General features: G+C 60.6%; 23 protein-coding genes. 18 read left to right on the forward strand and 5 right to left on the reverse strand.

The annotated features are described in order from the left end of the window. Positions 1 to 133: 133 nt before the first annotated feature. Together HCI85_RS18520 and HCI85_RS18525 are read right to left on the reverse strand one after the other, a co-directional pair. Positions 134 to 1,426: a peptidylprolyl isomerase gene (locus HCI85_RS18520; RefSeq protein WP_167146969.1), complete on the reverse strand. Its 1,293-nt coding sequence runs from the start codon at positions 1,424 to 1,426 to the stop codon at positions 134 to 136. Continuing rightward, positions 1,407 to 4,202, reverse strand: coding sequence for an LPS-assembly protein LptD (locus HCI85_RS18525; protein WP_167146972.1), 2,796 nt, complete (start codon positions 4,200 to 4,202; stop codon positions 1,407 to 1,409). The genes HCI85_RS18520 and HCI85_RS18525 overlap by 20 nt, the downstream gene beginning before the upstream one ends. Positions 4,203 to 4,327: 125 nt before the next feature. On the opposite strand from HCI85_RS18525, the gene HCI85_RS18530 reads away from it, so the two are divergent. Genes HCI85_RS18530 through HCI85_RS18540 form a run of 3 tightly spaced genes read left to right on the forward strand, consistent with a single transcriptional unit; the run spans position 4,328 to position 6,775 of the window. Further along, positions 4,328 to 5,344 (forward strand): aminoglycoside phosphotransferase family protein, encoded by a 1,017-nt coding sequence (locus HCI85_RS18530; RefSeq protein ID WP_167146974.1) that lies wholly within the window; start codon positions 4,328 to 4,330, stop codon positions 5,342 to 5,344. Next, positions 5,341 to 6,012 carry an N-acetylmuramate alpha-1-phosphate uridylyltransferase MurU gene (gene murU, locus HCI85_RS18535; RefSeq protein WP_167146977.1) on the forward strand — a complete coding sequence of 224 codons (672 nt, stop codon included), beginning with the start codon at positions 5,341 to 5,343 and terminating at the stop codon, positions 6,010 to 6,012. Before HCI85_RS18530 ends, murU begins: the two co-directional genes overlap by 4 nt. A 1-nt stretch (position 6,013) precedes the next feature. Continuing rightward, entirely contained in the window at positions 6,014 to 6,775 is a 762-nt protein-coding gene (locus tag HCI85_RS18540; RefSeq protein ID WP_167146980.1) for a DnaJ domain-containing protein, read from the forward strand. A gap of 2 nt (positions 6,776 to 6,777) precedes the next feature. Here HCI85_RS18540 and HCI85_RS18545 read toward each other — a convergent pair whose 3' ends face one another. Continuing rightward, on the reverse strand, positions 6,778 to 7,806 hold the full coding sequence (locus tag HCI85_RS18545; protein ID WP_167146983.1) for an alpha/beta hydrolase family protein: 1,029 nt from the start codon (positions 7,804 to 7,806) through the stop codon (positions 6,778 to 6,780). Positions 7,807 to 7,983: 177 nt separating this feature from the next. Between HCI85_RS18545 and HCI85_RS18550 the strand changes: the two genes are divergently transcribed. From HCI85_RS18550 to trpC, 14 genes are all read left to right on the forward strand, one after another. After that, positions 7,984 to 10,356: a PAS domain-containing sensor histidine kinase gene (locus HCI85_RS18550; protein ID WP_446730797.1), complete on the forward strand. Its 2,373-nt coding sequence runs from the start codon at positions 7,984 to 7,986 to the stop codon at positions 10,354 to 10,356. Beyond that, on the forward strand, positions 10,353 to 10,982 hold the full coding sequence (locus tag HCI85_RS18555) for a response regulator (RefSeq protein ID WP_160089422.1): 630 nt from the start codon (positions 10,353 to 10,355) through the stop codon (positions 10,980 to 10,982). Before HCI85_RS18550 ends, HCI85_RS18555 begins: the two co-directional genes overlap by 4 nt. Before the next feature lie 233 nt (positions 10,983 to 11,215). Further along, entirely contained in the window at positions 11,216 to 12,325 is a 1,110-nt protein-coding gene (locus tag HCI85_RS18560; protein WP_167146991.1) for an ABC transporter ATP-binding protein, read from the forward strand. Positions 12,326 to 12,369: 44 nt separating this feature from the next. Next, a complete protein-coding gene (locus HCI85_RS18565; RefSeq protein ID WP_167146994.1) occupies positions 12,370 to 13,404 on the forward strand; it encodes an ABC transporter substrate-binding protein in 1,035 nt (344 codons plus the stop codon). 91 nt (positions 13,405 to 13,495) lie between these two features. Continuing rightward, positions 13,496 to 14,755, forward strand: a complete 1,260-nt coding sequence (locus HCI85_RS18570) for an ABC transporter permease (RefSeq protein WP_160089416.1) — start codon at positions 13,496 to 13,498, stop codon at positions 14,753 to 14,755. Positions 14,756 to 14,840: 85 nt separating this feature from the next. Next, on the forward strand, positions 14,841 to 15,668 hold the full coding sequence (locus tag HCI85_RS18575; protein ID WP_167146997.1) for an ABC transporter permease: 828 nt from the start codon (positions 14,841 to 14,843) through the stop codon (positions 15,666 to 15,668). Between the two features lie 29 nt (positions 15,669 to 15,697). After that, positions 15,698 to 17,149 carry an NADP-dependent succinate-semialdehyde dehydrogenase gene (gabD, locus tag HCI85_RS18580; RefSeq protein ID WP_176600654.1) on the forward strand — a complete coding sequence of 484 codons (1,452 nt, stop codon included), beginning with the start codon at positions 15,698 to 15,700 and terminating at the stop codon, positions 17,147 to 17,149. An 80-nt stretch (positions 17,150 to 17,229) separates the two neighbouring features. Next, positions 17,230 to 18,510 carry a 4-aminobutyrate--2-oxoglutarate transaminase gene (gene gabT, locus HCI85_RS18585; RefSeq protein ID WP_167147003.1) on the forward strand — a complete coding sequence of 427 codons (1,281 nt, stop codon included), beginning with the start codon at positions 17,230 to 17,232 and terminating at the stop codon, positions 18,508 to 18,510. A gap of 179 nt (positions 18,511 to 18,689) precedes the next feature. Further along, positions 18,690 to 19,364 (forward strand): ribulose-phosphate 3-epimerase, encoded by a 675-nt coding sequence (gene rpe / locus HCI85_RS18590; RefSeq protein ID WP_167147006.1) that lies wholly within the window; start codon positions 18,690 to 18,692, stop codon positions 19,362 to 19,364. Then, positions 19,361 to 20,056, forward strand: a complete 696-nt coding sequence (locus HCI85_RS18595; RefSeq protein WP_167147008.1) for a phosphoglycolate phosphatase — start codon at positions 19,361 to 19,363, stop codon at positions 20,054 to 20,056. The genes rpe and HCI85_RS18595 overlap by 4 nt, the downstream gene beginning before the upstream one ends. Positions 20,057 to 20,292: 236 nt before the next feature. Continuing rightward, positions 20,293 to 21,786, forward strand: coding sequence for an anthranilate synthase component I (trpE, locus tag HCI85_RS18600; protein WP_167147011.1), 1,494 nt, complete (start codon positions 20,293 to 20,295; stop codon positions 21,784 to 21,786). A gap of 11 nt (positions 21,787 to 21,797) precedes the next feature. Next, on the forward strand, positions 21,798 to 22,391 hold the full coding sequence (locus HCI85_RS18605) for an aminodeoxychorismate/anthranilate synthase component II (protein ID WP_090256090.1): 594 nt from the start codon (positions 21,798 to 21,800) through the stop codon (positions 22,389 to 22,391). Continuing rightward, positions 22,391 to 23,440, forward strand: coding sequence for an anthranilate phosphoribosyltransferase (gene trpD, locus HCI85_RS18610; protein ID WP_167147014.1), 1,050 nt, complete (start codon positions 22,391 to 22,393; stop codon positions 23,438 to 23,440). Before HCI85_RS18605 ends, trpD begins: the two co-directional genes overlap by 1 nt. Further along, positions 23,437 to 24,273, forward strand: a complete 837-nt coding sequence (trpC, locus tag HCI85_RS18615; protein WP_090256092.1) for an indole-3-glycerol phosphate synthase TrpC — start codon at positions 23,437 to 23,439, stop codon at positions 24,271 to 24,273. The genes trpD and trpC overlap by 4 nt, the downstream gene beginning before the upstream one ends. Positions 24,274 to 24,336: 63 nt before the next feature. On the opposite strand, the gene crp is transcribed toward trpC, so the two are convergent. Further along, a complete protein-coding gene (gene crp / locus HCI85_RS18620; protein ID WP_090256093.1) occupies positions 24,337 to 24,981 on the reverse strand; it encodes a cAMP-activated global transcriptional regulator CRP in 645 nt (214 codons plus the stop codon). A 230-nt stretch (positions 24,982 to 25,211) separates the two neighbouring features. On the opposite strand from crp, the gene HCI85_RS18625 reads away from it, so the two are divergent. Next, the gene (locus HCI85_RS18625) at positions 25,212 to 25,637 is read left to right on the forward strand and encodes an OsmC family protein (protein ID WP_160089400.1); all 426 of its coding nucleotides are present in this window, start codon (positions 25,212 to 25,214) and stop codon (positions 25,635 to 25,637) included. 68 nt (positions 25,638 to 25,705) lie between these two features. On the opposite strand, the gene coq7 is transcribed toward HCI85_RS18625, so the two are convergent. Continuing rightward, positions 25,706 to 26,353, reverse strand: a complete 648-nt coding sequence (gene coq7, locus HCI85_RS18630) for a 2-polyprenyl-3-methyl-6-methoxy-1,4-benzoquinone monooxygenase (RefSeq protein ID WP_160089398.1) — start codon at positions 26,351 to 26,353, stop codon at positions 25,706 to 25,708. Positions 26,354 to 26,366 lie beyond the last annotated feature (13 nt).

Here is a 26,366-nt window from a genome sequence, read left to right on the forward strand (position 1 = left end):
GGTGGCGAGGGCGGTGAGGCATTATGCGTTGCCCTGGCGAGTAGCTGCCAGGTTTGAGCGGCCACAAAAAAGCCTGGCTCTGCAGATGCATCAGCCAGGCTTTTCGGTTGTCTGCGCGAGCGCGATGCGCCTGTCAGAGTTTGGTTTCGACGTAGGCTTCGTCGCGGATCTGGCGCAGCCACGCTTGCAGCTCTTCATCATACTTGCGGTTACGCAGTACGGTCATTGCCTGCTGCTCGCGGTACTGTGCGCTGCTGTCCGTGGCGCGGCGGCCCATGACTTCGAGAACATGCCAGCCGTAAGGGCTCTTGAAAGGTTTGGACAGCTCGCCAGCTGGCGTGTTGTTCATCACTTCGCGGAATTCAGGCACCAGTACATTTGGGTCGATCCAGCTCAGGGTGCCGCCGTTCAGCGCCGAGCCTGGGTCTTCGGAGAAGTTCTTCGCCAGTTCGGCGAAATCTTCCCCGGCCAGGATCCGCTGGTGCAGACGTTCAACCAGGCGTTTGGTTTCAGCTTCGCTACGGATTTCGCTGGGTTTGATCAGGATGTGGCGAACGTTCACTTCGTCGCGTACCTGGCTGTCACCGCCGCGCTTTTCCAGCAGCTTGATCATGATAAAGCCGCCGGGAGTCCGCATCGGCTCTGTCACCTGGCCAACCGACAAGGCGCTAAGCATGCTGTCGAAAGGCGGTGGCAACTGCCCGGCTTTACGCCAGCCCATTTCGCCACCTTCCAGCGCGGTTTCGCTGGCCGAGCGTGCAATAGCCAGCTGGGCGAAGTCGGCACCCTGTTGCAGCTGCTGGTACAGCTCACGAGCCTGACGCTCTGCCGCCTGAATATCTTCCGGAGATGCAGCTTCAGTGACCGGGATCAGGATGTTAGCCAGGCGGAATTCTTCCGACAGCTGCATCTTGCCCATGTCTGAGGCGAGGAAGTTTTGCACTTCCTGATCGGTGACCTGGATGCGTTCAGCCACGCGACGTTGACGCACGCGGCTGATGATCATCTCGCGGCGCACTTGGTCACGGGCATCGGTGTACGAGAGGCCATCTGCCGCCAAGGCGGCGCGGAACTGCTCGATGCTCATGCCATTACGCTGGGCGATGGTACCAATGGCCTGGTTCAGCTCTTCATCCGTGATGCGAATGCCAGAGCGTTCGCCAATCTGTAGCTGGATGTTCTCGATGATCAGGCGCTCAAGCACTTGCTGGCTGAGCACATGCTCCGGCGGCAGGGCTGCACCGCGCTGGGTGATGGTTTGCTGCACTTCACGCAAGCGTGAGTCGAGCTGGCTTTGCATCACCACGTCATTGTCGACAATCGCTACAACGCGGTTGAGAGGTTGAACCGCCGCATTTGCCGCGGTACCCAGAAACAGCGCGCCCAACAGCAGGGGGCGCACGCAATCAGAAAGCTTGATCTTCACGTTCACGATAACCTTGAATGCCTTGGTCGAGGAAAGTCTCAACTTTATTGCCGACTACGCCACCCAAACCTTTGAGTACGATCTGCAAGAAGATGCCGCGATCAGCCTGGTCGTTCAGTGACGGATTCAGGCTGACTTCGTCGTAGTCAATCCAGTAGCGGTTGATCAGGCGCAGTTTCCAGCAGCAGCTGTCGTACTCGAAGCCTGCGAAGGCCTCCAGCGTACGGTCGCGGCCGTAGTCATACTGCCAGCGAGAGATCACGCTCCACTGCGGAACGATTGGCCAGATGACCGAGAAGTCGTGCTGGCTGATCTTGTAGTAGTCCTTGATGTAGTTCGGGCTGCCCTCTGTGCCGTAGTCGCCGCCACCAACAACCCAGTTGCCGGTCGCTTCGTCATAACGCACGGTGTCATTGCGATAGCGATAACCGGCGTTGACCACCTTGTTCGGGTTGTCTTCTGGCTGGTAGTGGAACATAGCGCTACCCGAGCGGGTGCTGCCGCTATCCGGATCCCAGTTGAAGTCCGAAGTGAAGCGCCAGTCGCGGTTAAAGCGATATAAGTATTCAAGCGCATAGGGCGATACAGCTGCCGTTGCGTCGGCGCGGGTGCGGTAATCAATGCCTGGTAGCTGTACTTGGCGATCTTCGAAGTAGAAGGACTGGCCGATGCTAAAGCGCTGGCGCTCAAAGCCATTCGGTTCGATCCAGCGGTTGGTTACACCTAGAGACAGCTTGTTCTCGTCGCCGATACGATCCTTGCCGGAGAAGCGATTTTCACGCCACAGCGAGGAGTAGCTGAATGTACTTTCGCCAGAGTCAAAGACCGGGATATCAGTCTGGTCTTCTTCAGGTACATAAAGGTAGAACAGGCGCGGTTCTAGCGTCTGGCGGTAGTTTTTGCCGAACCACTGGGTGTCGCGGTCGAAGTACAGGCCGCTATCCAGGCTAAACATGCCTATGCCGCGGCTTTGGCTGCTCTTGTATTCCTGTTCTGCCAAGAAGCTGCCTACAGGGGCCTTGGCAATATCGGCCTTGCCTTTAGCGTCAAGGCTCAGGTCATAGTTGGTCTGCAGGTACTTAACTTGCGGCGTGACAAAACCCCAGCTCCAATTCAGTGGCAGGCTTGCAGCGGGTTCAACATGCAGTCGCTCACCATTGGCGCGCGCCAGGCCTTGAACGAAGGTGTCGTACCACTGTTGCTCAACTACGCCATCTTCATTAATGAAATTGCCCTTACGCAGGCTGCGGTCGAAGCGCACATATTCCGTGCCATAACTGAAGTTAACGCCTGCGGGTTTAAATGGCAGCATGCCATCCAGGGTCAGCTGCGGCAGACGGTTATACGGGGTAATGTCGGTGATATTTGCCAGCTCATAAGCATGAGCATTCAGGCTGGCTGTGTAACTGTCGCCACGGTAGGTCAAAGTGCCGCGCTGATTGACGTAACCCGTTGCGCTAACACCCAGGTCAGTATTCAGGTCCTGGAAGTAGTAAGGGTCGCTGATGTCGGTGTAATCAACTTCAGCCAGGAGGCGCGAAGTCAGGCCTGTTTTGTGCTGCCAGCTGTACATCCAGCGCTGATCTTCGTACTCCGACTGCAGTTTGCGGTCGTCGTTACTGTCATCGAGATACGCGCCGCCAACCTGGCCTTCGCTGTTCTTGGTGAGGTAGCGGAATTCGCCTTCCATCATCAAGCCGCGATCGCTCATATAGGTCGGGTACAGCGTTGCGTCATAGTTTGGCGCAAGGTTGAAGTAGTACGGCGTTTGCAGGGTCAGGCCATTATCGCTTGAGCTGCCGATGCTCGGCGGCAGGAAGCCGGACTGGCGACGGTCATCAATCGGGAAGTAGATATAAGGTGTGTAGAACACCGGAATATTCTTCACCCGCAGAGTGACGTTGGTCGCCGTGCCGAAACCGGTGGCCGGGTTCAGGGTGATGTTGTTGCCCTTGAGGTGCCAGGCGTTACTGCCGGGCTCACAGCTGGTATAGGTGCCGTCTTTCAGGCGGATAATCGCGCTTTCTTCGCGCTTGGCGTAGAGCGCGTTGCCGCGGATATGGCTCTTGTGCAGGACGTATTCGGCGTTGTCGACTTTGGCTTCACCATTGTCCAGCTGCAGCTCGGCGCGGTCACCCACCACCAGCATGCCCTGATCACGCAGGCGCACATTGCCGATCAGCTCGCCGCGGTTTTCCGCCTGGCGCAGGTTGGCTTCATCCGCTTCGACCTGCATGCCCGCTTGGCGCAGAACCACGTCACCTGCGAGGGTGGCGACTTGCTCTTCTTGCTCATAACGCGAGGCTTTGGCCGATACGAACATCGGTGCCTCGTCCATCGGCGTTTTGTCGTCCATGCCCGGGCGCGTCGGCTCTACATACGCGCCTGCGCAGTAAGGGCCGGCTTCAGCTAACTGAGCAGCGCTGAGGTTTTCGCGCGGCACCCAGTCCAGGTGGCTGAAGTCAGCGCTGCGCGAAGCAAGGCCTTTGCCACGGCTTTCAGTCACCAGGGTCGCTTGCGCGGCTTTCCCTTCAGGTGCTTCGGTGCTGCTTTCACCAGCGTTGCTGCTGGCGACCGAATCACGTTGTACTGGCCGTGCTGGCAGTGCAGCATTGCTGGTCTTCGGGGCACATGCCCAGCCGCCGGTGGCGGAAACCTGGCAATCATACTGCTCAGCAGCGATAGCAAAAGGAACGGCTAAAGGTTGTAGCGCCAGAAGGCTGCCAGTGACCAGTAGAGGGAATTTTTTACGAAACGCGGGGTATTTTACTGCCATCTTATTTTTTCCGGGCTTCCTGCGCGCCATTGGCCCTGAGGCCGCACGCCTCTCGATGGGCTTGAAAAGATGCTGGATAATAAAGCATGACCCGCGCAACGGCTAGCGCCGTCGGAGACCTTGTAATGCCTGATGAAGATGTACGCTTAAAACTTCTCGAAAACTGGCTGGATCAGCAGCTGCTTGTGCTGTTTGCTAAACAGGGTTGGGGCGCTGTACCCGCCGCCACGCTTACCTCTGCCAGCAGTGACGCCAGTTTTCGTCGCTATTTTCGCTGGCAAGGTGCTGGGCGCAGCCTGATCGTGATGGATGCGCCGCCGCCGCAGGAAGATTGCGCGCCGTTCGTAAAAGTGGCGCACTTGCTCGCTGAAGCGCACCTCAATGTGCCGCATATTCTTGCCGCTGACCTTGAGCGAGGTTTTTTATTGCTCAACGATCTTGGCCGGCAGACCTACCTGGATGTGATCAACGAAGACAATGCTGATGAGTTGTTTGCTGATGCGCTGCAAGCGCTATTGGCGTTTCAGCGACTGCCAATGACCACGCCACTCCCCCACTATGATGACGCTCTGCTGCGCCGTGAACTGCAGCTCTTCCCCGAGTGGTATGTACAACGCCACCTGGGCGTCGAATTCAGCGAGCAGCAGCAGGCTCTCTGGCAACGTGCCAGTCAGTTGTTGATCGACAGCGCCCTGGCCCAGCCCAAGGTGCTGGTGCACCGTGACTACATGCCACGCAACTTGATGCTCAGCGAGCCGAATCCGGGTGTGCTGGATTTTCAGGATGCCGTCTATGGCCCGGTGACGTATGACGTCACTTGTCTCTTCAAGGATGCCTTCCTCAGTTGGCCCGAGGTGCGCGTAAGCAGCTGGTTGGAGCAGTACTGGCAGCAGGCGCTTGAGACAGGTGTGCCGGTTCAGCCGGTGCTGGATGATTTTCTGCGAGCCAGCGACTTGATGGGGGTGCAACGCCACCTCAAGGTAATAGGCATCTTTGCGCGTATTTGCCATCGTGATGGCAAACCCAAGTACTTGGGGGACGTGCCGCGTTTCTTCTCCTATATAGATGCGGTATTGGCTCGTCGGCCGGAGCTGGCTGAATTGGCTGAGTTGCTCGGCAGCTTGCGACGGGAGCCCGTATGAAGGCGATGATTCTGGCGGCCGGCAAAGGTGAGCGGCTGCGTCCGCTTACCCTGCATACACCCAAACCATTGGTGCGTGCGGCCGGCGTGCCCTTGATCGAATACCACGTACGCGCGTTGGCGGCGGCCGGGTTTACCGAGCTGGTGATCAATCATGCCTGGCTGGGACAGCAGATCGAGGATTACCTGGGTGATGGATCGCGCTTCGGCGTCAGCATTGCCTATTCCCCTGAGGGTGAACCGTTGGAAACCGGCGGCGGGATCTTTCAGGCCTTGCCTTTGCTGGGCGATCAGCCGTTTGTGCTGATCAATGGCGATATCTTCACCGACTACCCCTTTGCCGAGTTGCGCCGTCCGTTATCCGGCCTGGCGCACCTGGTGCTGATCGAGAACCCTGGCCATCACGTCAAGGGCGACTTCTGTCTGCAGAAAGGACAGGTTACGGATGCGCAAGCAGGGCAGGACAGCCTGACCTATAGCGGCATGGCGGTGTTATCCCCCGCGCTGTTCAGTGATTGTCAGCCGGGCGTCTTTTCGCTGGCACCGCTGTTGCGTGCCGCGATGGCAACCGGACAGGTAACCGGTGAGCGGTTTGATGGTTGCTGGGTGGATGTGGGAACCCATGAACGTTTGGCCCAGGTCGAGCAGTTGCTAGAGGCGCGGCGCTGAGATGCTTTGGCCTGCGACCTTGCTGGGCGCGGTTGCGGGGCTGGCAGTGGCCAGTATTCCGGGCGCCATGCTCGGCGGTTTGCTCGGGCAGGTGCTGGATAGGCGTCTGCGCCTAGAATCGTGGGCAGCCTTGCGTGAACGCTTAGGTGGTCGCGCAGAGTCGCGTGATGAGTGGCTACTTTTCGTCTTGCTGGGGCGTTTGGCCAAGAGTGGCGGCCGTGTTCTGCCCGTGCATATTCAGCAAGCGCGGGCAGAAATGACGCGTCTTGGGCTGGACACCGAGGGGCAGCGTCAGGCGATAGCGGCCTTCGCGCAGGGCAAGGTGGGCCGTGACAGCCTGCGAGCGCCACTGCGGCGCCAGCGTGCACGTCGTGAAGCATTACTGCGTGCCTGCTGGCGGATGGCCTGGGTGGATGGCCAGGTCAGCCAGGCCGAGCGTGAGCTCATCATGCTCTGGGGCAAATGGTTGCAGGTTTCCTCGGCAACCCAAGCGCAGCTGAGTGACGCTTATGCGCCGCAACAAGGCCCGCTGGTGTCGACGGCCAGCAACGCCTATCAGCGTGCCCTCGCGTTATTGAATGTGACTGCCGATGCCGAGCCTGCGCAGATCAAGCAGGCATACCGGCGTTTATTGAGTCGCCACCACCCGGACAAGCTGGCGGGCAGCGGCGCCACGCCTGAGCGTGTGCGCGAAGCCACTGAGCGCACCCGTGAATTGCACCAAGCCTATGATTTGATTCGCCAGCGCCACAGTTTTCGCTGAGGCTACTTTGCCTCCAGTTTCAGCGTCAGCCAGCCCCGAATACGACGGTAGAGCTGCTCTTGTTCGGCTTCGCGGTTGCCCGGCAAAGCTTTCATGGCGATCTGTATGTAGCTGGGATGTTTCTGGCGTTTGCTGGCTTGCGAGCGTTTGAGTGCGGCTTGTCGGTCGGTGGCGAGGTCCTTGTAGTAGAAGTCGCCAGTGGCCAGTTGCAGTTGTGGGATCAACTCATCAAGCGGCGGGGTGTAGCCTGCAGGCAGCTGTGCGGCGACCAGCAGCAAGTTTTTGATTTGATCAGGCTTGCGCTCTGCCAAGTAGCGTGCAGCCCAGTAAGCGCCACTGCCATGACCGAGCAACACAATGCGCTGGGCTTGTTGTTGTTCGGCAAAGCCGATAGCCGCCTCGATACGTGCCAAAACGCGCTCGGCATGCGCCTTGCGCTGTTCCTCAATGGCTTTCAGTTTAGTTTCCGCTGTTTCGGCGCTGTCGAGCGGGCTGTCGGTGGTTTTCGCAGCGGCTTCATCTGCCGCAGGGCTGTTCTCGGCCGCGTTCTCTGCTGGCGTTGGCGCGGCATCGGCGGCGGGCTCTTCGGTGGGCACTGGTTCGGCGATGCGCACTGGCGGTGCATCACTGTTGGGGTCGGGCAGGGTCAGGCTTAAGCTGTGCCAGCCACCATTGGGTAATTTGCTGCGCAGGGGACCGACGCCTTGTGGCCAGTCGGCACTCTCATCATCGCCCGGGACAATAATCACCGCGCCGCTGGGCTCGGCCACGTTGGCTGGCAGCCAGAGTGCCAGAAAGGGTTCCTCGCCCGCCTTCAGCTGTTGCTGCTCCTTCTGCTCCACCCGTTGCTCCAGCGCCGTTGCGTCCACTTCGCTGCGTTCGGGCAGGGGCGCGCGAGGTGTCTCGGCGGGAGTCTCTGGGCTGGCTTCAGGGGTGGCGCTGTCGCTCTCCTCAGCCTGCAGGGGGTGAACCAGCAGCAGTGCTAAGAGCAGGCTGAACAGGGTGGGCCATGTGGGGCTAACGCGGCGCATCAGGCATTCCTTCTCGGGGCAGGCCACTGAAGCCTAATACCTGGGCGTGCCTTTGTCAGGGCTGAATAGCTCTAAGCCCTTCAGGACTGGAGTAAGGTAAGGGTTGCTGGATCCTGCTCGGTCGTTTCCCCCCTGTGGAGTGTGGTTGCGTTGAAGCGCCTGTTGATTGTTCTTTTACTGTGGCCGGCGCTGCTGTGCGCGGCCGAGAGTAATGTGTTGCCCCTGAGGCCGGCCTATAGCGCCGAGCAGCGTGCGTGGCTGAGCGATCACCAAACCCTGCGGGTTGGTCTGGTGATGCAGGCGCCCTGGGCGCAATTTGATCGCCGCCAGCAGCGCCTATCAGGTGCCAACGTGGACCTGATGAATCGCCTGCTGCAAGGCATGGGTGTGCAAGGGCAGTGGCTACGTTTTGCCGACCAGGACGCGCTGGAAGCCGCCCTGCAACGCGGCGAAGTCGACCTGGCCCCCGGTCTGCAACAAACCCCGCAAGGCCTAAGGCGTTGGCGCTTTTCTGATCCGTACTTGCGCGTACCGCATCTGGTAGTGGGCGAGCGGCGCGGCAGCAGTGCGGTGGACCTAGACCGAATCGGCCGCGATGAAAAAGTTGCTGTGCGTGCGCCCAGTGCCGTACAGGAATACCTGCGCGTAACGCACAGCAATGTGCAGTTGCAGCCGGTGGGAAATGAACGTGAGGCGCTGGATCTGTTGTTGCGCCAAGAGGTCAGTTACGCGGTGGTAGACGAGGCGCGGCTGAGCTTGTTGCTGCGTGAAACCCAGTTTGCCGGCTTGAGCATCATCGGTGACATTGGCTTGCCGCAGTTGCTGCGCATTGGCAGTCGCCGCGATGCACCGCTGCTCGCCGATATTCTCCAGCGCACCTTACAAGCGTTGCCTGGTGGAGAGCTTGAGCAGCTGCAAGCGCGCTGGTTTCCCCTGTCAACGCGTCAGTTGGGCAACCCACTGGCGTTCTGGAAAGGCGTCAGTGTGTTTCTCGGTCTCATCCTGCTGACGCTGGCCGCGATTGTCCGCTACCTGTTACTGCAGCGCCGCAGCCTGGAGCGTCAGTTGCTGGACGCTCGCGCAGTGCTGAGCCAGCGCGAGGCTGCCGAGCAGGCGCTGCGGCTGAGCCAGTTCTCGATTGATAACAGCACCGTGGGCATTCTCTGGGTCAATTGGGACAGCCATGTGCGTTATGCCAACCTGGCGGCTGAACGCATGCTGGGCTATTGCCGCGACGCGTTGGTCGACATGCCGCTGGTGCAACTGGAACCTGCGCTGAGCATGGACCGTTGGTTGACTCTCTGGCGGCAGGCTCGTGGCAGCCAGGAGCCTTTGCCTGGCTTTGAGATCGACTGTCAGCGCGCCGATGGCAGCCGCTTGCCGGTGGATGTGTCATTGAGCTTTTTGCGCTTTGACCAATCGGAATACCTCGTGGTTTTTATCACTGATGTCACCGAACGGCGCCGCGCACAGGCCGCCTTGCAGGAAAGCGAAGCGCGCCTCAAAGGGATTGCCGGCAACGTGCCGGGGCTGGTGTTCCGGCTGGAGCGGGCCAGCGCCGAGCAACCGGTGGAGTTTGCCTACATCAGCGAAGCCAGCCTGGAGTTGGTGGGCTATCCAGCGGCCGAGTTGCAGCGCGAAGACCGTGGCATCCGCAGCCTGGTCCACCCTGACGATCAAGCGCGCTATCACCAGACCCAGGATGCCGCGCTGCTGGGCGACTGCGATTGGCAATGGCAGGGCCGCATTCTGACTCGCGACGGCGAGCTGCGCTGGGCTGACATCAAGGCCACAGCGCGTAGTTTGGGCGAAGGGCGGGTGGTGTGGGACGGCATCGTCTGGGACATCACCGAGAATAAGCAGGTCGAGCTAGCGTTGGCTGAGTCCCGTGCCCACCTGCGCGAACTGGCGGCCCACCTGGAAAGCGTCCGCGAGGAAGAAAAAGCCCGGATTGCCCGCGAAGTGCACGACGAGCTCGGCCAGGTGCTGACCGTGCTCAAGCTGGAAACCGCCATGTGTGAGCTGGCCTTTGCCGGCCAGGTCGCGGGCCTAGATGAGCGTCTGACCAGCATGAAAAAGCTGATCGCTAATCTGTTCCAGTTGGTCCGCGATGTGGCCACGGCATTGCGCCCGCCGATTCTGGATGCAGGCATTGCCTCGGCCATCGAATGGCAGGTGCGCCGCTTTGAAGCGCGCACCCAGATTCCCTGCCTGGTGGAGGTGCCCGACCACCTGCCGCCACTCAGCGATGCCAAGGCTATTGGCTTGTTCCGCATCTTGCAGGAGGCACTGACCAACGTGATGCGCCACGCCGGTGCGCACAGCGTGCAGGTTTACTTGCGCGTTGAGCAGGGCGAGCTGTGCCTGTGTGTGATTGACGACGGTAAGGGCTTTGCGCAGGTACCCCGCAAAGCCGGGCAATCGTTCGGCCTGGTTGGCATGCAGGAACGGGTATTTATGTTGGGCGGGCGGTTACAGATTGACAGCCAGCCAGGCGAGGGCACTACGCTGCTGGCGCATGTGGCGCTGGATGAGGAGGCACTGACGTGATTCGGGTATTGGTGGCAGAAGACCACGCCATCGTGCGTGAAGGCATCAAGCAGCTGATTGGTATGGCGCGCGACCTTGAGGTAGTGGGGGAGGCGAGCAATGGCGAGCAGTTGCTGGAGACCTTACGCAAGGTTGAGTGCGATGTGGTGCTGCTGGATATTTCCATGCCCGGCGTCAACGGCCTTGAGGCCATTCCGCGGATCCGGGCGCTGCTGCGGCCACCGGCGATTTTGGTGCTGTCCATGCACGATGAAGCGCAGATGGCGGCGCGTGCGTTGAAGATCGGAGCGGCCGGTTACGCGACCAAGGACAGCGATCCGGCGCTGCTGATCGCCGCCATCCGCAAGGTGGCCAGTGGCGGCCGTTACATTGATCCGGAACTGGCCGACCGCATGGTCTTTGAGGTGGGCCTGACGGATTCACGCCCACCCCATGTGCAGCTGTCCGAGCGTGAGTTTTCCGTGTTCGAGCGGCTGGTGCGCGGTGAAGGGGTCAATGACATTGCCCTGCACCTGGCCGTCAGCAACAAGACCGTCAGCACCCACAAAGCGCGGCTGATGCAGAAGCTCGGGCTGCACTCGGTGGCAGACCTGGTGCGCTATGCCATGGAGCATAAACTGCTCTAAAACGGTGCTTTAAGGATGCTTTGATGTGTCCTTGCCCGGCTTGCAAGGCCCGGCCGGCGTGGCGTGCGCACGACTTCTGTGCGCGCTGAGTGAGGGCTGGTTTTTGTAGGGCAATTCCTACAGAAGGTTCTCCTGCTGCCTGACAGCAGGTTGTCATCCAGCCCGATTATGCCCCCGCTTTAACCCCCCTAGTCTTGTGCCATCAGCGTGCAGACAACAACAAGGGTGTGGCGATGAGCGGGTCTCAGGCAAACGATGTATTGGTGAGCTTTCGTGGTGTGCAAAAAAGCTACGACGGCGAAAACCTGATCGTCAAAGATCTCAATCTGGATATCCGCAAGGGCGAGTTTCTCACCCTGCTGGGGCCGTCCGGTTCGGGTAAAACCACCAGCCTGATGATGCTGGCCGGTTTCGAAACCCCCACGGCTGGCGAGATTCTGCTCGACGGTCGCTCGCTCAATCGCCTACCGCCGCACAAGCGTGACATCGGCATGGTGTTTCAGAACTACGCCTTGTTCCCCCATATGACCGTTTCCGAAAACCTGGCCTTTCCGCTTAGCGTGCGCGGTTTGTCGCGCACCGACAGCACCGAACGGGTGAAGAAAGCGCTATCCATGGTGCAGCTCGACAGCTTCCGTAACCGCTACCCCGGCCAGCTGTCCGGTGGTCAGCAGCAGCGTGTGGCGTTGGCCCGCGCCTTGGTCTTCGAGCCGCAACTGGTGCTGATGGACGAACCCCTCGGCGCGCTGGACAAGCAACTGCGCGAGCACATGCAGATGGAGATCAAGCACCTGCACCAACGCTTGGGCGTGACCGTGGTGTACGTCACCCACGACCAGGGCGAGGCGCTGACCATGTCGGACCGCGTGGCGGTGTTCCACCAAGGCGAGATCCAGCAGATCGCTGATCCGCGGACCCTCTATGAGCAGCCGAGCAACACCTTTGTCGCCAACTTTATCGGTGAGAACAACCGCATCAGCGGCCAGCTGATCAGCCGCGACGGTGAACGCTGCGTGGTTGGCCTGGCCCGTGGTGAGCAGGTTGAGGCGCTGGCGGTCAACGTCGGTGCGCTGGGGGAGTCCGTAACCCTGTCAATTCGTCCTGAGCGCGTGCGCCTCAATGGCCACAGCGATGCCTGCCGCAACCGTTTCTCCGGGCGTGTGGCCGAGTTCATCTACCTGGGCGACCACGTGCGTATCCGCATGGAGGTGTGTGGCAAACAGGATTTCTACGTCAAGCAGCCCGTGGCCGAGCTGGATGCCAACCTCGCGGTGGGCGATCTGGTGCCGTTGGGCTGGCATGTCGAGCACGCCCGCGCCCTCGACCCGCTGCAGGCCGACTGACCGAACACTAACCCGTCCCAAGTGACACAGAGGAGCTAACAACAATGATGAAATCCCTGAAACTCGCGGCCCTGGCCGCTGGCGTGGCCTGCGCAATGCCCGCCCTGGCGGTGGACCTGACCGCCATTTCGTTCGGTGGCGCGAGCAAGGATGCGCAAGTTAAAGCCTTTTACGAACCCTTTGAAAAAGCCACAGGTAACAAGATCCTCGCCGGCGAGTACAACGGCGAAATGGCCCGTGTCAAAGCCATGGTCGACACCAACAGCGTGAGCTGGAACCTGGTGGAAGTGGAGTCGCCTGAGCTGGCCCGAGGCTGCGACGAAGGCCTGTTCGAGACCCTAGACCCGGCCCAGTTCGGCGACCAGAGCAACTTCGTCAAAGGCGCCATTCAGCCATGCGGCGTAGGCTTCTTTGTCTGGTCCACCGTGCTGGCGTACAACGCCGACAAACTGGCCAAGGCACCAACCGGTTGGACGGACTTCTGGGACGTTAAGCAGTTCCCCGGCAAGCGTGGCCTGCGCAAGGGTGCGAAATACACCCTGGAATTTGCCCTGATGGCGGACGGTGTTGCCCCGGCCGAGGTGTACAAGGTGCTGGCCACCCGTGATGGGGTTGACCGGGCCTTCCGCAAGCTCGATGAGCTCAAACCGCATATCCAATGGTGGGAAGCCGGCGCACAGCCTCCGCAGTACCTGGCCTCGGGTGATGTGGTGATGAGCTCGGCCTACAACGGCCGTATCGCTGCCGTGCAAGCCGAGAGCAACCTGCAAGTGGTGTGGACCGGCGGCATTTATGACTTCGACTCCTGGGCCATCCCGCGTGGGGCGAATAACCAGGAAGTGGCTAAGGAATTTATCGCGTTCTCGGTACAGCCCGAGGCGCAGAAAGTCTTTTCCGAGAACATCGCCTACGGTCCGGCCAACAAACAAGCCATTGATCTGCTGGCCCCTGAGCGCCTGAACGTGATGCCGACCACCCCGGAGAACATCAAGGATCAAGTGGCCATCGATGTGGTGTTCTGGGCCGACTACGGCGAGCAGCTGGAGCAGCGCTTCAATGCTTGGGCCGCGCGTAACTGAGTGTGTGACCTCGCGCCTGGCCGGCCTGTAACCGGCTGGGCGACCTGAATTCTTCGTCGCCTGTGGGCGACACCTGTTTGCGGAGTTGTTCATGGCCAGTGTCCTGTCCGCCACTGATACCGATTTGCAAGGGGCCGGCCCCAGCCTCAAACAGAAGTTGGCGCGCGCCGAACGGTTCAACCGCCTGAAGTCCAAGGCGTTGATTCTGCCGCTGGTGATCTTCCTGCTGCTGACCTTTATCGTGCCTATCGTGGCGCTGTTGTGGCGCAGTGTGGATAACCCCGAAGTGGTCAGCAGCCTGCCGCAAACCGTGGCCGCGATTGAGGCGTGGGACGGTCGCGGGTTGCCCGATGAGGCGGTCTACCGCGCCATGGCCCTCGATATTGCTGAGGCGCGTCAGCAGCGGGTATTAGGCGACGTGTCCAAACGCCTGAACATGGAGCTGGCGGGCTACCGCAGCCTGATCAACAGCACCGCGCGCAAGCTGCCGTTTGCGGATGAACCCGAATCTTACAAAGCGGCGCTCGAAGCCCTGGATGAGCGTTGGGGTGACCCCGCTTACTGGCAGGTGGTGCGCCGCAACACCAGCAGCCTGACGCCTTACTACCTGCTGGCCGCGCTGGACCACCGGGTTGATGACCTGGGCGAGTTGGCCAGTGCCACGCCGGATCAAGCTATTTACCTGGATATCTTCACTCGTACCTTCTGGATGAGCCTGGTGATTACCGCCATCTGCCTGGTGTTGGCGTATCCGCTGGCCTACCTGCTGGCGATTCTGCCGACCCGGCAAAGCAACCTGTTGATGATCCTGGTGCTGCTGCCGTTCTGGACCTCGATTCTGGTGCGGGTCGCCGCGTGGATCGTGCTGCTGCAGTCAGGTGGGCTGATCAACAGCGCGTTGATGTCGGTCGGCATCATTGATGAACCCATGCAGTTGGTGTTCAACCGCAGCGGCGTCTACATCGCCATGGTGCACATCATGCTGCCCTTCATGATTTTGCCGATCTACAGCGTGATGAAGGGCATTTCGCCCACCTACATGCGTGCGGCGGTTTCGCTGGGCTGTCACCCGTTCGCCAGCTTCTGGCGGGTGTACTTTCCGCAGACCCTGGCTGGCGTCGGCGCTGGGTGCCTGTTGGTGTTCATCCTGTCGATTGGCTACTACATCACCCCGGCACTGCTGGGCAGCCCGAACGATCAGATGATCAGCTACTTCGTCGCCTTCTACACCAACAGTTCGATCAACTGGGGCATGGCCACTGCCCTCGGCGGCCTGCTGCTGACTGCCACGCTGGTGCTGTACGTGGTGTACAGCTGGTTGGTCGGTGCCAGCAAGTTGCGCCTGGCCTAAGAACAGCCTGCGCCGCAGGTCTATGAATATCCCTCGCCCGTTGAGTGGGCGAGGGGAGCTGAATGCTCACCTGGAGTAAACCGTCATGCTCAGCCCGTATATGTCCCCCATCGAGCGCATCTGGCACTACAGCCAGCGCACCCTCTGTGCGTTGGTGTTGCTGTTTCTGATTCTGCCCGTGTTGGTGATCATCCCGCTGTCGTTCAACTCCGGCAGCTTTCTGGTGTACCCGCTGCAGGGATTCTCTCTGCGCTGGTATGAGGACTTCTTCACCTCGGCTGAGTGGATGCGCTCGCTGAAAAACAGCTTGATCATCGCCCCGGCCGCCACACTGCTGGCGATGGTGTTCGGCACGTTGGCCGCGATTGGCCTGACCCGTGGCGAGTTTCGTGGCAAGGCCCTGGTGATGAGTCTGCTGATTTCGCCCATGGTGGTGCCGGTGGTAATCGTCGGGGTGGCCAGCTACCTGTTTTTCGCACCGCTGGGTCTGGGCAACAGCTACCTGTCACTGATCGTGGTGCACGCGGTGCTCGGTGTGCCGTTTGTCATCATCACCGTGTCGGCCACCCTGCAAGGGTTCAACTACAACCTGGTGCGTGCGGCCGCCAGCCTCGGTGCTTCGCCGCTGACTGCGTTTCGCCGTGTCACCTTGCCATTGATCGCGCCGGGGGTGATCAGCGGAGCGCTGTTTGCTTTTGCCACGTCCTTTGATGAAGTGGTGGTGACCCTGTTCCTCGCCGGCCCCGAGCAAACCACCCTGCCACGGCAGATGTTCAGCGGCATCCGCGAGAACCTGTCGCCCACCATCGCTGCCGCCGCGACCCTGCTCATCGGTTTCTCCATCCTCCTGCTGTTGACCCTGGAATGGCTGCGCGGCCGTAGCGAGAAGCTGCGCACCCAGCAGCCGTCCTGAACCACCCAGAACAAGAGAGCCCCATGAGCCTGCAATTGAATGACCCCAGCCTGCTGCGCCAACAGGCCTATGTGAATGGCCACTGGTGCGAGTCCGACAGCGGAGCGCGCACCGAGATTCGCAATCCTGCCAACGGCGAGCTAATTGGCAGCGTGCCCAATATGGGCCGCGCGGAAACCCGCCGCGCTATCGAGGCTGCTCAAGCCGCTCAACCGGCCTGGCGTGCCCTGACGGCCAAGGAACGGGCCAATCGCCTGCGCCAATGGTTCAACCTGATCATGGCTAACCAGGAAGACCTGGCGCGGATCATGACTGCCGAGCAAGGCAAACCCTTGGCCGAGGCCCGTGGCGAGATTGCCTACGCGGCCTCGTTTATCGAATGGTTTGCAGAAGAAGCCAAGCGCGCCTACGGCGATGTGATTCCCGCCCATGCCGGCGATAAGCGCATCCTGGTGCAAAAAGAACCCGTGGGCGTGACGGCAGCCATCACCCCGTGGAATTTTCCCAGCGCGATGATCACCCGCAAAGCCGGCCCAGCGCTGGCCGTTGGCTGCGCGATGGTACTCAAACCTGCGCCGCAAACGCCGTTCTCCGCGCTGGCGCTGGCCGCACTGGCTGAGCAAGCGGGCATTCCGGCGGGCTTGCTCAGCGTGATCCCGGCCGATGTGGACGCCAGCCGTGAGGTGGGCGGTGAACTGTGCGACAACCCCATCGTGCGCAAGCTGAGCTTCACCGGCTCCACCGGCGTGGGCATCAAACTGATGCAGCAGTGCGCGCCGACCTTGAAGAAACTCTCGCTGGAACTGGGCGGCAACGCGCCGTTTATCGTCTTTGATGACGCCGACCTGGATGCCGCCGTGGAAGGGGCGATCATTTCCAAGTACCGCAACGCCGGGCAGACCTGCGTGTGCGCCAACCGCCTGTACATTCAGGACGGCGTGTATGACGCCTTCGCCGCCAAGCTGCAAGCCGCAGTGGTCAAGCTCAAGGTCGGCAATGGCATGGACGAGGGCATCACCACCGGCCCTCTGATCAACGCCGACGCCGTGACCAAGGTGCAACGCCACCTGCACGACGCCTTGGAAAAGGGTGCGACCCTGCTGGCGGGCGGCAATAGCTTGGGCGGGAATTTCTTTGAACCAACCATCGTTACCGGCGTGACGGCCGAGATGGCCGTGGCCCGTGAAGAAACCTTCGGTCCGCTGGCCCCGCTGTTTCGCTTTAGTGATGAGGCTGAAGTGATTCGCCAAGCCAACGACACCGAATTTGGTCTGGCCGCCTACTTCTATGCCCGTGATCTGGGCCGTGTATTCCGTGTGGCCGAGGCGCTGGAGTACGGCATGGTCGGCATCAACACCGGGGTGATCTCGACCGAGGTCGCGCCGTTTGGCGGGATGAAGTCCTCCGGCCTGGGCCGTGAAGGCTCCAAGTACGGGCTGGATGAGTACCTGGAGATCAAATACCTGTGCCTCGGAATCTAAGCGTGGCCTGAATCCATAAGGTGGAAGACCGCAACGCGTTTTCCACCTCCTGAACAACCTGCACTCCTAACGAGGATCGCATGAGCAAGACCAACGAATCTTTGATGCAACGCCGCACCGCTGCCGTTCCACGCGGCGTGGGCCAGATCCACCCGATCTTCGCTGAATCGGCAAAGAACGCCACCGTAACCGACGTTGAAGGCCGCGAGTTTATCGACTTCGCCGGCGGCATCGCGGTGCTCAACACCGGCCACCTGCACCCGAAAGTGGTGGCGGCGGTGCAAGAGCAACTGACCAAGCTGACCCACACCTGCTTCCAAGTGCTGGCGTATGAGCCGTACGTTGAGCTGTGCGAGAAAGTTAACGCACGCGTGCCAGGCGACTTCGCCAAGAAGACCCTGCTGGTCACCACCGGCTCCGAAGCCGTGGAAAACTCGATCAAAATCGCCCGCGCTGCCACCGGTCGTGCTGGCGTGATCGCCTTCACTGGCGGTTACCACGGCCGCACCATGATGACCCTGGGTCTTACCGGTAAAGTCGTGCCGTACTCGGCCGGTATGGGCCTGATGCCGGGCGGTATCTTCCGCGCTCAGTACCCGTGTGAACTGCATGGCGTGAGCACCGATGACGCCATCGCCAGCATCGAGCGCATCTTCAAGAACGATGCTGAGCCGCGCGACATCGCCGCGATCATCATCGAGCCAGTGCAGGGCGAAGGCGGTTTCTACGTCGCGCCGAAAGATTTCATGCTGCGCCTGCGCGCGCTGTGTGATCAGCACGGCATCCTGCTGATCGCTGACGAAGTGCAGACCGGTGCTGGCCGTACCGGAACCTTCTTCGCCATGGAACAGATGGGCGTCGCCGCCGACCTGACCACCTTTGCCAAATCCATCGCCGGCGGTTTCCCGGTGGCGGGCGTGTGCGGCAAGGCTGAATACATGGACGCCATCGCCCCAGGCGGTTTGGGTGGCACCTACGCCGGCAGCCCGATTGCCTGCGCCGCGGCCCTGGCCGTGATGGAAGTGTTCGAGGAAGAGAAGCTGCTGGATCGCTGCAAAGCAGTGGGCGAGCGCCTGGTCACTGGCCTCAAAGCCATTCAGGCCAAGCACAACAGCATCGGCGAAGTGCGCGCCCTGGGCGCCATGATTGCCATGGAGCTGTGCGAAGGTGGCGACGTGCACAAACCCAATGCCGCGCTGACCGGGCAGATTGTTGCCAAGGCGCGTGAGAAGGGCTTGATCCTGCTGTCGTGTGGTACTTACGGCAACGTCCTGCGCGTGCTGGTGCCGTTGACCGCTGAAGATGCCCTGCTCGACCGTGGCCTGGCGATCATCGCCGAGTGCTTCGACGAACTGGCGTAAGCCCACAGCGCTCACACAAAAGACCCGCTTCGGCGGGTCTTTCCTTATCTGCGTTATCGTAGGGTGGATGAAAAGGCGCCATCCACCCTCCGTGCCACCTGCCGACCATCGTCCCAGCGACGCCTGAGAATCCGCTCGGGTACAATGCGCGCCTTTCGTGAATGCCACCGAGGTGCGTTATGCAACCCTTCGCCATTGCCCCGTCGATTCTCTCCGCTGATTTCGCCCGCCTGGGGGAAGAAGTCGACAAGGTGCTCGCCGCCGGTGCCGACATCGTGCACTTCGATGTGATGGACAACCACTACGTGCCCAACCTCACCATCGGCCCGATGGTCTGCGCCGCGCTGCGTAAATACGGCATCACCGCGCCGATCGACGCGCACCTGATGGTCAAGCCGGTTGACCGCATCATCGGCGACTTTATCGAGGCCGGTGCCACGTACATCACTTTCCACCCGGAAGCCTCTGAGCATATCGACCGCTCGCTGCAGTTGATTCGCGACGGCGGCTGCAAGGCCGGTCTGGTGTTCAACCCGGCCACCCCGCTGGATGTGCTCAAGCACGTGATGGATAAGGTCGACATGATCCTGTTGATGAGCGTCAACCCAGGCTTCGGTGGGCAGAAATTTATTCCCCATACCCTGGAAAAGCTCAAGGAAGCCCGCGCGCTGATCGATGCCTCTGGCCGCGAAATCCGTTTAGAGATCGACGGTGGGGTGAATGTGCAGAACATCCGCGAAATCGCCGCTGCCGGTGCCGACACCTTTGTCGCCGGTTCGGCGATCTTCAATCAGCCGGACTACAAAGCGGTGATCGACGCCATGCGTGCTGAATTGGCTCAGGCTCGCGGATGAGTCTGCTGCGCGAACTGTTCCTGGGCGAGTTGCCACGCCTGGTGATGTTTGATCTGGATGGCACCCTGGTGGATTCGGTACCGGACCTGGCCGCAGCCATCGACAAGACTTTGCGCGATCTGGGGCGGCCGGCTGCGGGTGTGGCACAGGTGCGTAATTGGGTCGGTAATGGCGCGAGGGTGCTGGTACGCCGCGCCCTGGCGGGCGGGCTGCAACATGAGCATATAGATGATGCCCTCGCCGAGCCGGCGCTGGAGCTGTTTATGCAGCATTACGCCGAAAACCACGCGCTGACTCAGGTTTATGCCGGTGTAAAGCCGACCCTGGACTGGCTGCGTGAGCAGCAGGTGGAGCTGGCGATTGTCACCAACAAGCCCGAGCGTTTTGTTGCGCCCTTGTTGGATGAAAAGGGCTTGGGCGGCTATTTTCGCTGGATTGTTGGCGGCGACACCCTCCCTCAGCAGAAACCCGATCCGGCAGCGCTGCTGCATGTGCTGCAACTGGCCCGAGTGGACGCTGCGCACGCGTTGTTTGTCGGTGACTCGCGTAATGATGTGTTGGCGGCCAGAGCTGCCGGCGTGCCCTGTGTGGCGCTGAGTTACGGCTATAACCACGGCCGACCGATTGCCGAGGAGAATCCTGCGCATGTGCTGGATTGTCTGAGCGGCTTGCTGCGCCCGGCTGAGCCCTGATTTTGCCGGGGTTTTCGGGTTGATTCGGGTCCGGCCCTGCGCTAGTGTGACCGAACTTCAATCCCGCCTGAAATAAGAGAGCTTCGTGGTGGTTACCTGCATGCGCTGGTCGGCAAGCACCGACATGAAAATCATCAAGGCCCTGGCCCGTTGGCGCTGGCGCCCCTGATCTGATCTTGGCCGCTTAGGCGGCGCGTTTGCACTCGACCGAATTACCTCAAGCCACGAGGCTGATCATGACCCGCGAAGAATTCCTGCGTTTAGCCGCTGCCGGCTATAACCGCATTCCTGTTGCCTGCGAAACCCTGGTGGATTTCGACACCCCGCTGTCCATTTATCTGAAGCTGGCCGATGAGGCCAACACTTACCTGCTGGAGTCCGTGCAGGGCGGTGAGAAGTGGGGGCGTTACTCCATCATTGGCCTGCCGGCACGCACCGTGTTGCGTGCGTACGAGCATGACGTAACCATCAGCGTCGACGGTGTCGAAGTGGAGCGTCATCACTGCGAAGACCCACTGGCCTTTGTCGAGCAGTTCAAAGATCGCTACAAGGTACCGACGCTGGCAGGCTTGCCGCGCTTCAACGGCGGCCTGGTTGGCTACTTCGGCTATGACAGCGTGCGCTACGTCGAGCCCAAACTGGCCAAGGGCGTTAACCCCGATGCCTTGGGAACACCGGACATTCTGCTGATGGTGTCCGATGCGGTGGTGGTGTTCGACAACCTGGCCGGCAAGATGCACGCCATCGTGCTGGTTGATCCGAGCGATGCCGATGCGCTGGAGCAGGGCCAAGCGCGCCTGCAGGAAATCCTGCACAAGCTGCGTCAGCCGATTACCCCGCGCCTGGGTGTGGACCTGGCCGCACCGACCGGTGCCGAGCCGGACTTTATTTCCAGCTTCAAGCGCGATGACTACGAAAATGCAGTTAAGGCGATCAAGGAGTACATCCTCGCCGGCGACTGCATGCAGGTGGTGATCTCGCAGCGCATGTCGATCCCGTTCAAGGCGGCGCCGATTGATCTGTACCGCGCGCTGCGCTGCATCAACCCGACGCCTTATATGTACTTCTTTAACTTCGGCGACTTCCACGTGGTCGGCAGCTCGCCGGAGGTGCTGGTGCGCCTGGAAGATGGTCTGGTCACCGTACGTCCGATTGCCGGCACGCGCCCGCGTGGTGCTAATGAAGAGGCTGACCTGGCCTTGGAAGAGGATCTGCTGTCCGATGCCAAGGAAGTCGCCGAGCACCTGATGCTGATCGACCTGGGCCGTAACGATGTCGGCCGGGTAGCCAGCACCGGTAGCGTCAAACTCACTGAGAAGATGGTGATCGAGCGTTATTCCAATGTGATGCACATCGTCTCCAACGTCACCGGCCACCTCAAAGAAGGCCTGACGGCGATGGACGCGCTGCGCGCCATTCTGCCGGCGGGCACCTTGTCTGGCGCACCGAAGATTCGCGCGATGGAAATCATCGATGAGCTGGAGCCGGTCAAGCGCGGTGTCTACGGCGGCGCCGTGGGCTACCTGGCGTGGAACGGCAATATGGACACCGCCATCGCCATTCGTACCGCGGTGATCAAAGACGGCGAGCTGCACGTGCAGGCCGGTGCCGGCATTGTGGCCGACTCGGTGCCCGCGCTGGAGTGGGAGGAGACGCTGAACAAGCGTCGCGCCATGTTCCGTGCTGTGGCGCTCGCCGAGCAAACCGTCACTGACCCGTCCACGCGCTGAGGAGTCCCGCCATGCTTTTGATGATCGATAACTATGACTCCTTCACCTACAACGTGGTGCAGTACCTGGGTGAGCTGGGCGCAGACGTGCATGTGATTCGCAATGACGAACTGTCGATTGCCGAAATCGAGGCGCTTAAGCCCGAGCGTATCGTGGTCTCGCCTGGCCCATGCACGCCGACCGAAGCGGGGGTGTCCATTGAGGCGATTATGCATTTCGCCGGCAAACTGCCGATTCTCGGTGTGTGCCTGGGCCACCAGAGCATCGGCCAGGCTTTCGGCGGCGATGTCGTGCGTGCGCGCCAGGTGATGCATGGCAAGACCAGCCCGGTGTTTCACCGCGATCTGGGCGTCTTTGCAGGCCTGAACAACCCGTTGACGGTGACCCGCTATCATTCCCTGGTGGTCAAGCGCGAAACCTTGCCGGACTGCCTGGAAATCACCGCCTGGACACAGCATGAAGATGGTTCGGTGGATGAGATCATGGGCCTGCGCCACAAGACCCTGCATATTGAGGGCGTGCAGTTCCACCCTGAGTCGATTCTCACCGAGCAGGGCCATGAGCTGTTTGCCAACTTCCTCAAACAACAAGGAGGCCAGCGCTGATGAACATCAAGGAAGCCCTCAATCGAGTGGTCAACCAGCTCGACCTGAGCACCGAAGAAATGCAGGACGTCATGCGCGAGATCATGACGGGCCAGTGTACGGATGCGCAGATCGGCGCCTTTCTGATGGGCATGCGCATGAAAAGCGAGACCATCGACGAGATCGTCGGTGCCGTTTCGGTCATGCGTGAGCTGGCCAGCCATGTGCACTTGCAGACCCTCGATCATGTGGTGGATGTGGTCGGCACCGGTGGCGATGGCGCGAACATCTTCAACGTCTCCACGGCGGCAAGCTTTGTGGTTGCGGCTGCAGGCGGCAAGGTGGCCAAACACGGCAATCGTGCCGTTTCTGGCAAGAGCGGCAGTGCTGATCTGCTGGAGACTGCAGGGATCTACCTGAGTCTGACGCCTGTGCAGGTGGCGCGCTGTATCGAGAGCGTCGGGGTCGGCTTTATGTTTGCCCAGGTGCATCACTCGGCGATGAAATATGCTGCCGTGCCACGTCGTGAGCTGGGCCTGCGTACCCTCTTCAATATGCTTGGCCCACTGACCAATCCGGCCGGGGTCAAGCATCAGGTGGTGGGCGTTTTCAGCCAGGCGCTGTGCCGGCCGCTGGCCGAGGTACTAAAGCGCCTCGGCAGCCAACACATCCTGGTGGTGCATTCGCGCGATGGCCTGGATGAATTCAGCCTGGCGTCGGCGACCCATGTCGCCGAATTGAAGGATGGGCTCATCACCGAATACGAAGTGCTGCCGGAAGACCTCGGGCTGAAGAGCCAGAGTTTGGTCGGCCTGGCGGTGGAAAGCCCGGAGGCCTCGCTGGCGCTGATTCGCGATGCCCTGACGAAGCGCAAGACCGAAGCCGGGCAGAAAGCGGCCGACATGATTGCCCTGAATGCCGGTGCTGCTCTGTATGCGGCGGACCTGGCGAGCAGTCTCAAGCAGGGCGTGCAGCTGGCCCATGACGCCTTGCACACTGGCCTGGCCTGGGAAAAATTGCAGGAGTTGGTGTCCTTTACCGCTGTATTCAAAGAGGAGAATGCCGGGTGAGTATTCCAACCGTTCTGGAGAAGATTCTCGCGCGTAAGGCTGAAGAAGTCGCCGCACGCCGCGCCGTTGTTTCGCTGGCCGAGCTTGAGCAGCAAGCCCGTGCTGCCGATCCGGTGCGCGGTTTTGCCGAGGCGCTGATCAGCCAGGCCAAGCGCAAGCAGCCGGCGGTGATCGCTGAAATCAAAAAAGCCTCGCCGAGCAAGGGCGTGCTGCGCGAGCAGTTCGTGCCAGCCGAGATTGCCGAGAGTTATCAGGCCGGTGGCGCCACCTGCCTGTCAGTGCTGACCGATATCGATTTCTTTCAGGGCGCGGATCGTTACCTGCAGGAAGCCCGTGGGGCGTGTTCACTGCCGGTGATTCGCAAGGATTTCATGATCGATCCGTACCAGATCGTTGAAGCCCGTGCCTTGGGTGCCGACTGTGTGCTGTTGATCGTCTCGGCCCTGGAAGACGCGCAGATGGCCGAGCTGGCCGCGACGGCTAAAGCCTTCGATCTTGATGTGCTGGTGGAAGTGCACGACGGCGATGAGCTGGAGCGGGCGCTGAAAACCCTGGATACGCCGCTGGTGGGGATCAACAACCGCAACCTGCACACCTTCGAGTTGAGCCTGGAAACCACCCTCGACCTGCTGCCCCGCATTCCGCGTGACCGCCTGGTGGTGACCGAGAGCGGCATCCTCAACCGTGCCGATGTCGAGTTGATGGAAATCAGTGAGGTGTTTGCCTTCCTGGTCGGCGAGGCGTTTATGCGTGCCGACAATCCAGGGGCTGAGCTAGAGCGTCTGTTTTTTCCGGAGCGCAAGCGAGTGATCGCGGCTCCTGACGTGGACTGAAACCATCAAGCCATAAAAAAGCCGACGCATGCGTCGGCTTTTTTATGGCTGCAGCTTTGGTACTCAGCGCGTGCCGAACACCACCATGGTCTTGCCTTTGACGTTGACCAGGCCCTGTTCTTCCAGAGCCTTGAGCACGCGGCCGACCATCTCACGCGAGCAGCCGACGATGCGGCCGATTTCCTGACGGGTGATTTTGATCTGCATGCCGTCCGGGTGAGTCATTGCATCGGGTTGCTTGCACAGGTCGAGCAGGGTGCGCGCAACACGACCGGTGACATCCAGAAAGGCCAGGTCGCCCACTTTGCGCGTGGTGTTGCGCAGGCGTTCAGCCATCTGGCTGCCCAGGGCGTAGAGAATGTCCGGGTCTTGTTGGGTGAGTTCGCGGAATTTGGCGTAGCTCAGCTCCGCCACCTCGCACTCAGTCTTGGCGCGCACCCAGGCGCTGCGTTCTTTCTCGGCTCCGTCCTTCTCGAACAGGCCCATTTCTCCGAAAAAGTCGCCGGAGTTGAGGTAAGCAATGATCATTTCACGACCATCATCGTCTTCGATCAGGATAGTGACCGACCCTTTGACGATGAAGAACAGCGTTTCGCAGCGATCGCCCGCGTAGATAATGGTGCTTTTGGCGGTATAACGACGGCGGTGGCAATGTGCGAGAAGCTTGTCGAGATTTTTTATTTTAGGTGTAAGGGTAATAGCTACCATGCCCGAATCCCGAATGTATAAAGGTGAGCCGTTGTGCGGCTAGTTCTAATAATAGTTATCCGTACAAGTGTGCCAGTAATCAGGCGCCAGCTTAACAAACCCTCTGTAGCGAGGTCCTGTTTTGCGACCTGGCTAACATTCAGCCCGGAACTTTTTACACGCTGACTGCTGGGTGGCGAGTAAAAGCGCTGTGCTAAGCTGCCTCCCTTTTTAACAGCGGAGCCTGGGTAATGAAAGCGCGTATTCAGTGGGCCGGTGAAGCCCTGTTTATCGGAGAGTCAGGTAGCGGCCATGCGGTGGTGATGGATGGCCCGCCGGAGAGCGGTGGACGCAACCTGGGCGTGCGCCCGATGGAAATGGTGTTGATCGGCCTCGGCGGCTGCAGCAACTTCGATGTGGTCAGCATCCTGAAAAAATCCCGCCAGGCGGTCGAGAGCTGTGAAGCCTTTCTGGAAGCTGAACGCGCCACTGAAGAGCCCAAGGTGTTTACCAAGATTCACCTGCATTTCGTGGTCAAGGGCCGCGGTTTGAAGGAGGCTCAGGTGAAACGTGCGGTTGAGCTGTCCGCCGAGAAGTACTGCTCCGCTTCAATCATGCTGGGCCGCGGCGGGGTTGAAATCACCCATGACTACGAAATTATCGAGCTGGGCGAGTAGCCTGCTGCGATAAAGCCGTTAATGCAAAAGGGCACGTCAGTGCCCTTTTTTGTGCCGCCGATTCAGCTTTATACGCGGTAAGTGGTGCTGGTCATCACCTTGGCCAACAGACTCATGCCGAACTTCACCGGCGCCGGGAAGCGCAGGCCGCCTGCATCCAAAGCGTTGCAGGCATGTTGTTCTTCATCGGCGCGCATCTGTTCGAGTATCGCGCGGGATTTCTGGTCTTCCTGAGGCAGCTGCTGCAGGTGGTCGTCGAGGTGCTTGACCACCTGATCTTCGGTGGCGGCGACAAAACCCAGGCTGACCCGGTCGCTGATCAGGCCAGCCGCAGCGCCGACGCCGAAGGACAGACCGTAGAACAGCGGATTGAGGATGCTCGGTTGGCTGCCCAGCTGACGGATGCGCTGTTCGCACCAGGCCAGGTGGTCGATTTCTTCATCAGCCGCATGCTCCATGGCCTGGCGCACCTGCGGCAGTTTGGCAGTCAGCGCCTGGCCCTGATAGAGCGCCTGAGCGCAGACTTCGCCCGTGTGGTTGATACGCATCAAACCCGCGATGTGTTGCGCTTGCTGCTCATCCAGCTCGCTTTCCGGTTGCACGATGGCCGGCGATGGCCGCGTCGGTTGACCGCTAAAGGGCAGCAACGTGCGCAGGGCGGCATCGGCTTGCAGCAGCAGGCGATCAACGGGTGAGAAGTGACGTTCGCTGGCCATAAGGACCTCCGGC

This window comes from Pseudomonas sp. OTU750018 (assembly GCF_011636575.1).
GTDB classification, from domain to species: domain Bacteria; phylum Pseudomonadota; class Gammaproteobacteria; order Pseudomonadales; family Pseudomonadaceae; genus Aquipseudomonas; species Aquipseudomonas peli.

Bases quoted from the DNA above. Each gene is read 5' to 3' on its own strand.
- HCI85_RS18565 (WP_167146994.1), top strand. From the start codon at position 12,370: ATGATGAAATCCCTGAAACTCGCGGCCCTGGCCGCTGGCGTGGCCTGC.
- rpe (WP_167147006.1), top strand. From the start codon at position 18,690: ATGCAACCCTTCGCCATTGCCCCGTCGATTCTCTCCGCTGATTTCGCC.
- crp (WP_090256093.1), bottom strand. From the start codon at position 24,981: ATGGTAGCTATTACCCTTACACCTAAAATAAAAAATCTCGACAAGCTT.
- HCI85_RS18575 (WP_167146997.1), top strand. From the start codon at position 14,841: ATGCTCAGCCCGTATATGTCCCCCATCGAGCGCATCTGGCACTACAGC.
- coq7 (WP_160089398.1), bottom strand. From the start codon at position 26,353: ATGGCCAGCGAACGTCACTTCTCACCCGTTGATCGCCTGCTGCTGCAA.
- trpE (WP_167147011.1), top strand. From the start codon at position 20,293: ATGACCCGCGAAGAATTCCTGCGTTTAGCCGCTGCCGGCTATAACCGC.
- murU (WP_167146977.1), top strand. From the start codon at position 5,341: ATGAAGGCGATGATTCTGGCGGCCGGCAAAGGTGAGCGGCTGCGTCCG.
- HCI85_RS18605 (WP_090256090.1), top strand. From the start codon at position 21,798: ATGCTTTTGATGATCGATAACTATGACTCCTTCACCTACAACGTGGTG.
- gabT (WP_167147003.1), top strand. From the start codon at position 17,230: ATGAGCAAGACCAACGAATCTTTGATGCAACGCCGCACCGCTGCCGTT.
- HCI85_RS18545 (WP_167146983.1), bottom strand. From the start codon at position 7,806: ATGCGCCGCGTTAGCCCCACATGGCCCACCCTGTTCAGCCTGCTCTTA.
- HCI85_RS18625 (WP_160089400.1), top strand. From the start codon at position 25,212: ATGAAAGCGCGTATTCAGTGGGCCGGTGAAGCCCTGTTTATCGGAGAG.
- HCI85_RS18595 (WP_167147008.1), top strand. From the start codon at position 19,361: ATGAGTCTGCTGCGCGAACTGTTCCTGGGCGAGTTGCCACGCCTGGTG.
- HCI85_RS18525 (WP_167146972.1), bottom strand. From the start codon at position 4,202: ATGGCAGTAAAATACCCCGCGTTTCGTAAAAAATTCCCTCTACTGGTC.
- HCI85_RS18570 (WP_160089416.1), top strand. From the start codon at position 13,496: ATGGCCAGTGTCCTGTCCGCCACTGATACCGATTTGCAAGGGGCCGGC.
- HCI85_RS18540 (WP_167146980.1), top strand. From the start codon at position 6,014: ATGCTTTGGCCTGCGACCTTGCTGGGCGCGGTTGCGGGGCTGGCAGTG.
- trpD (WP_167147014.1), top strand. From the start codon at position 22,391: ATGAACATCAAGGAAGCCCTCAATCGAGTGGTCAACCAGCTCGACCTG.
- HCI85_RS18530 (WP_167146974.1), top strand. From the start codon at position 4,328: ATGCCTGATGAAGATGTACGCTTAAAACTTCTCGAAAACTGGCTGGAT.
- HCI85_RS18560 (WP_167146991.1), top strand. From the start codon at position 11,216: ATGAGCGGGTCTCAGGCAAACGATGTATTGGTGAGCTTTCGTGGTGTG.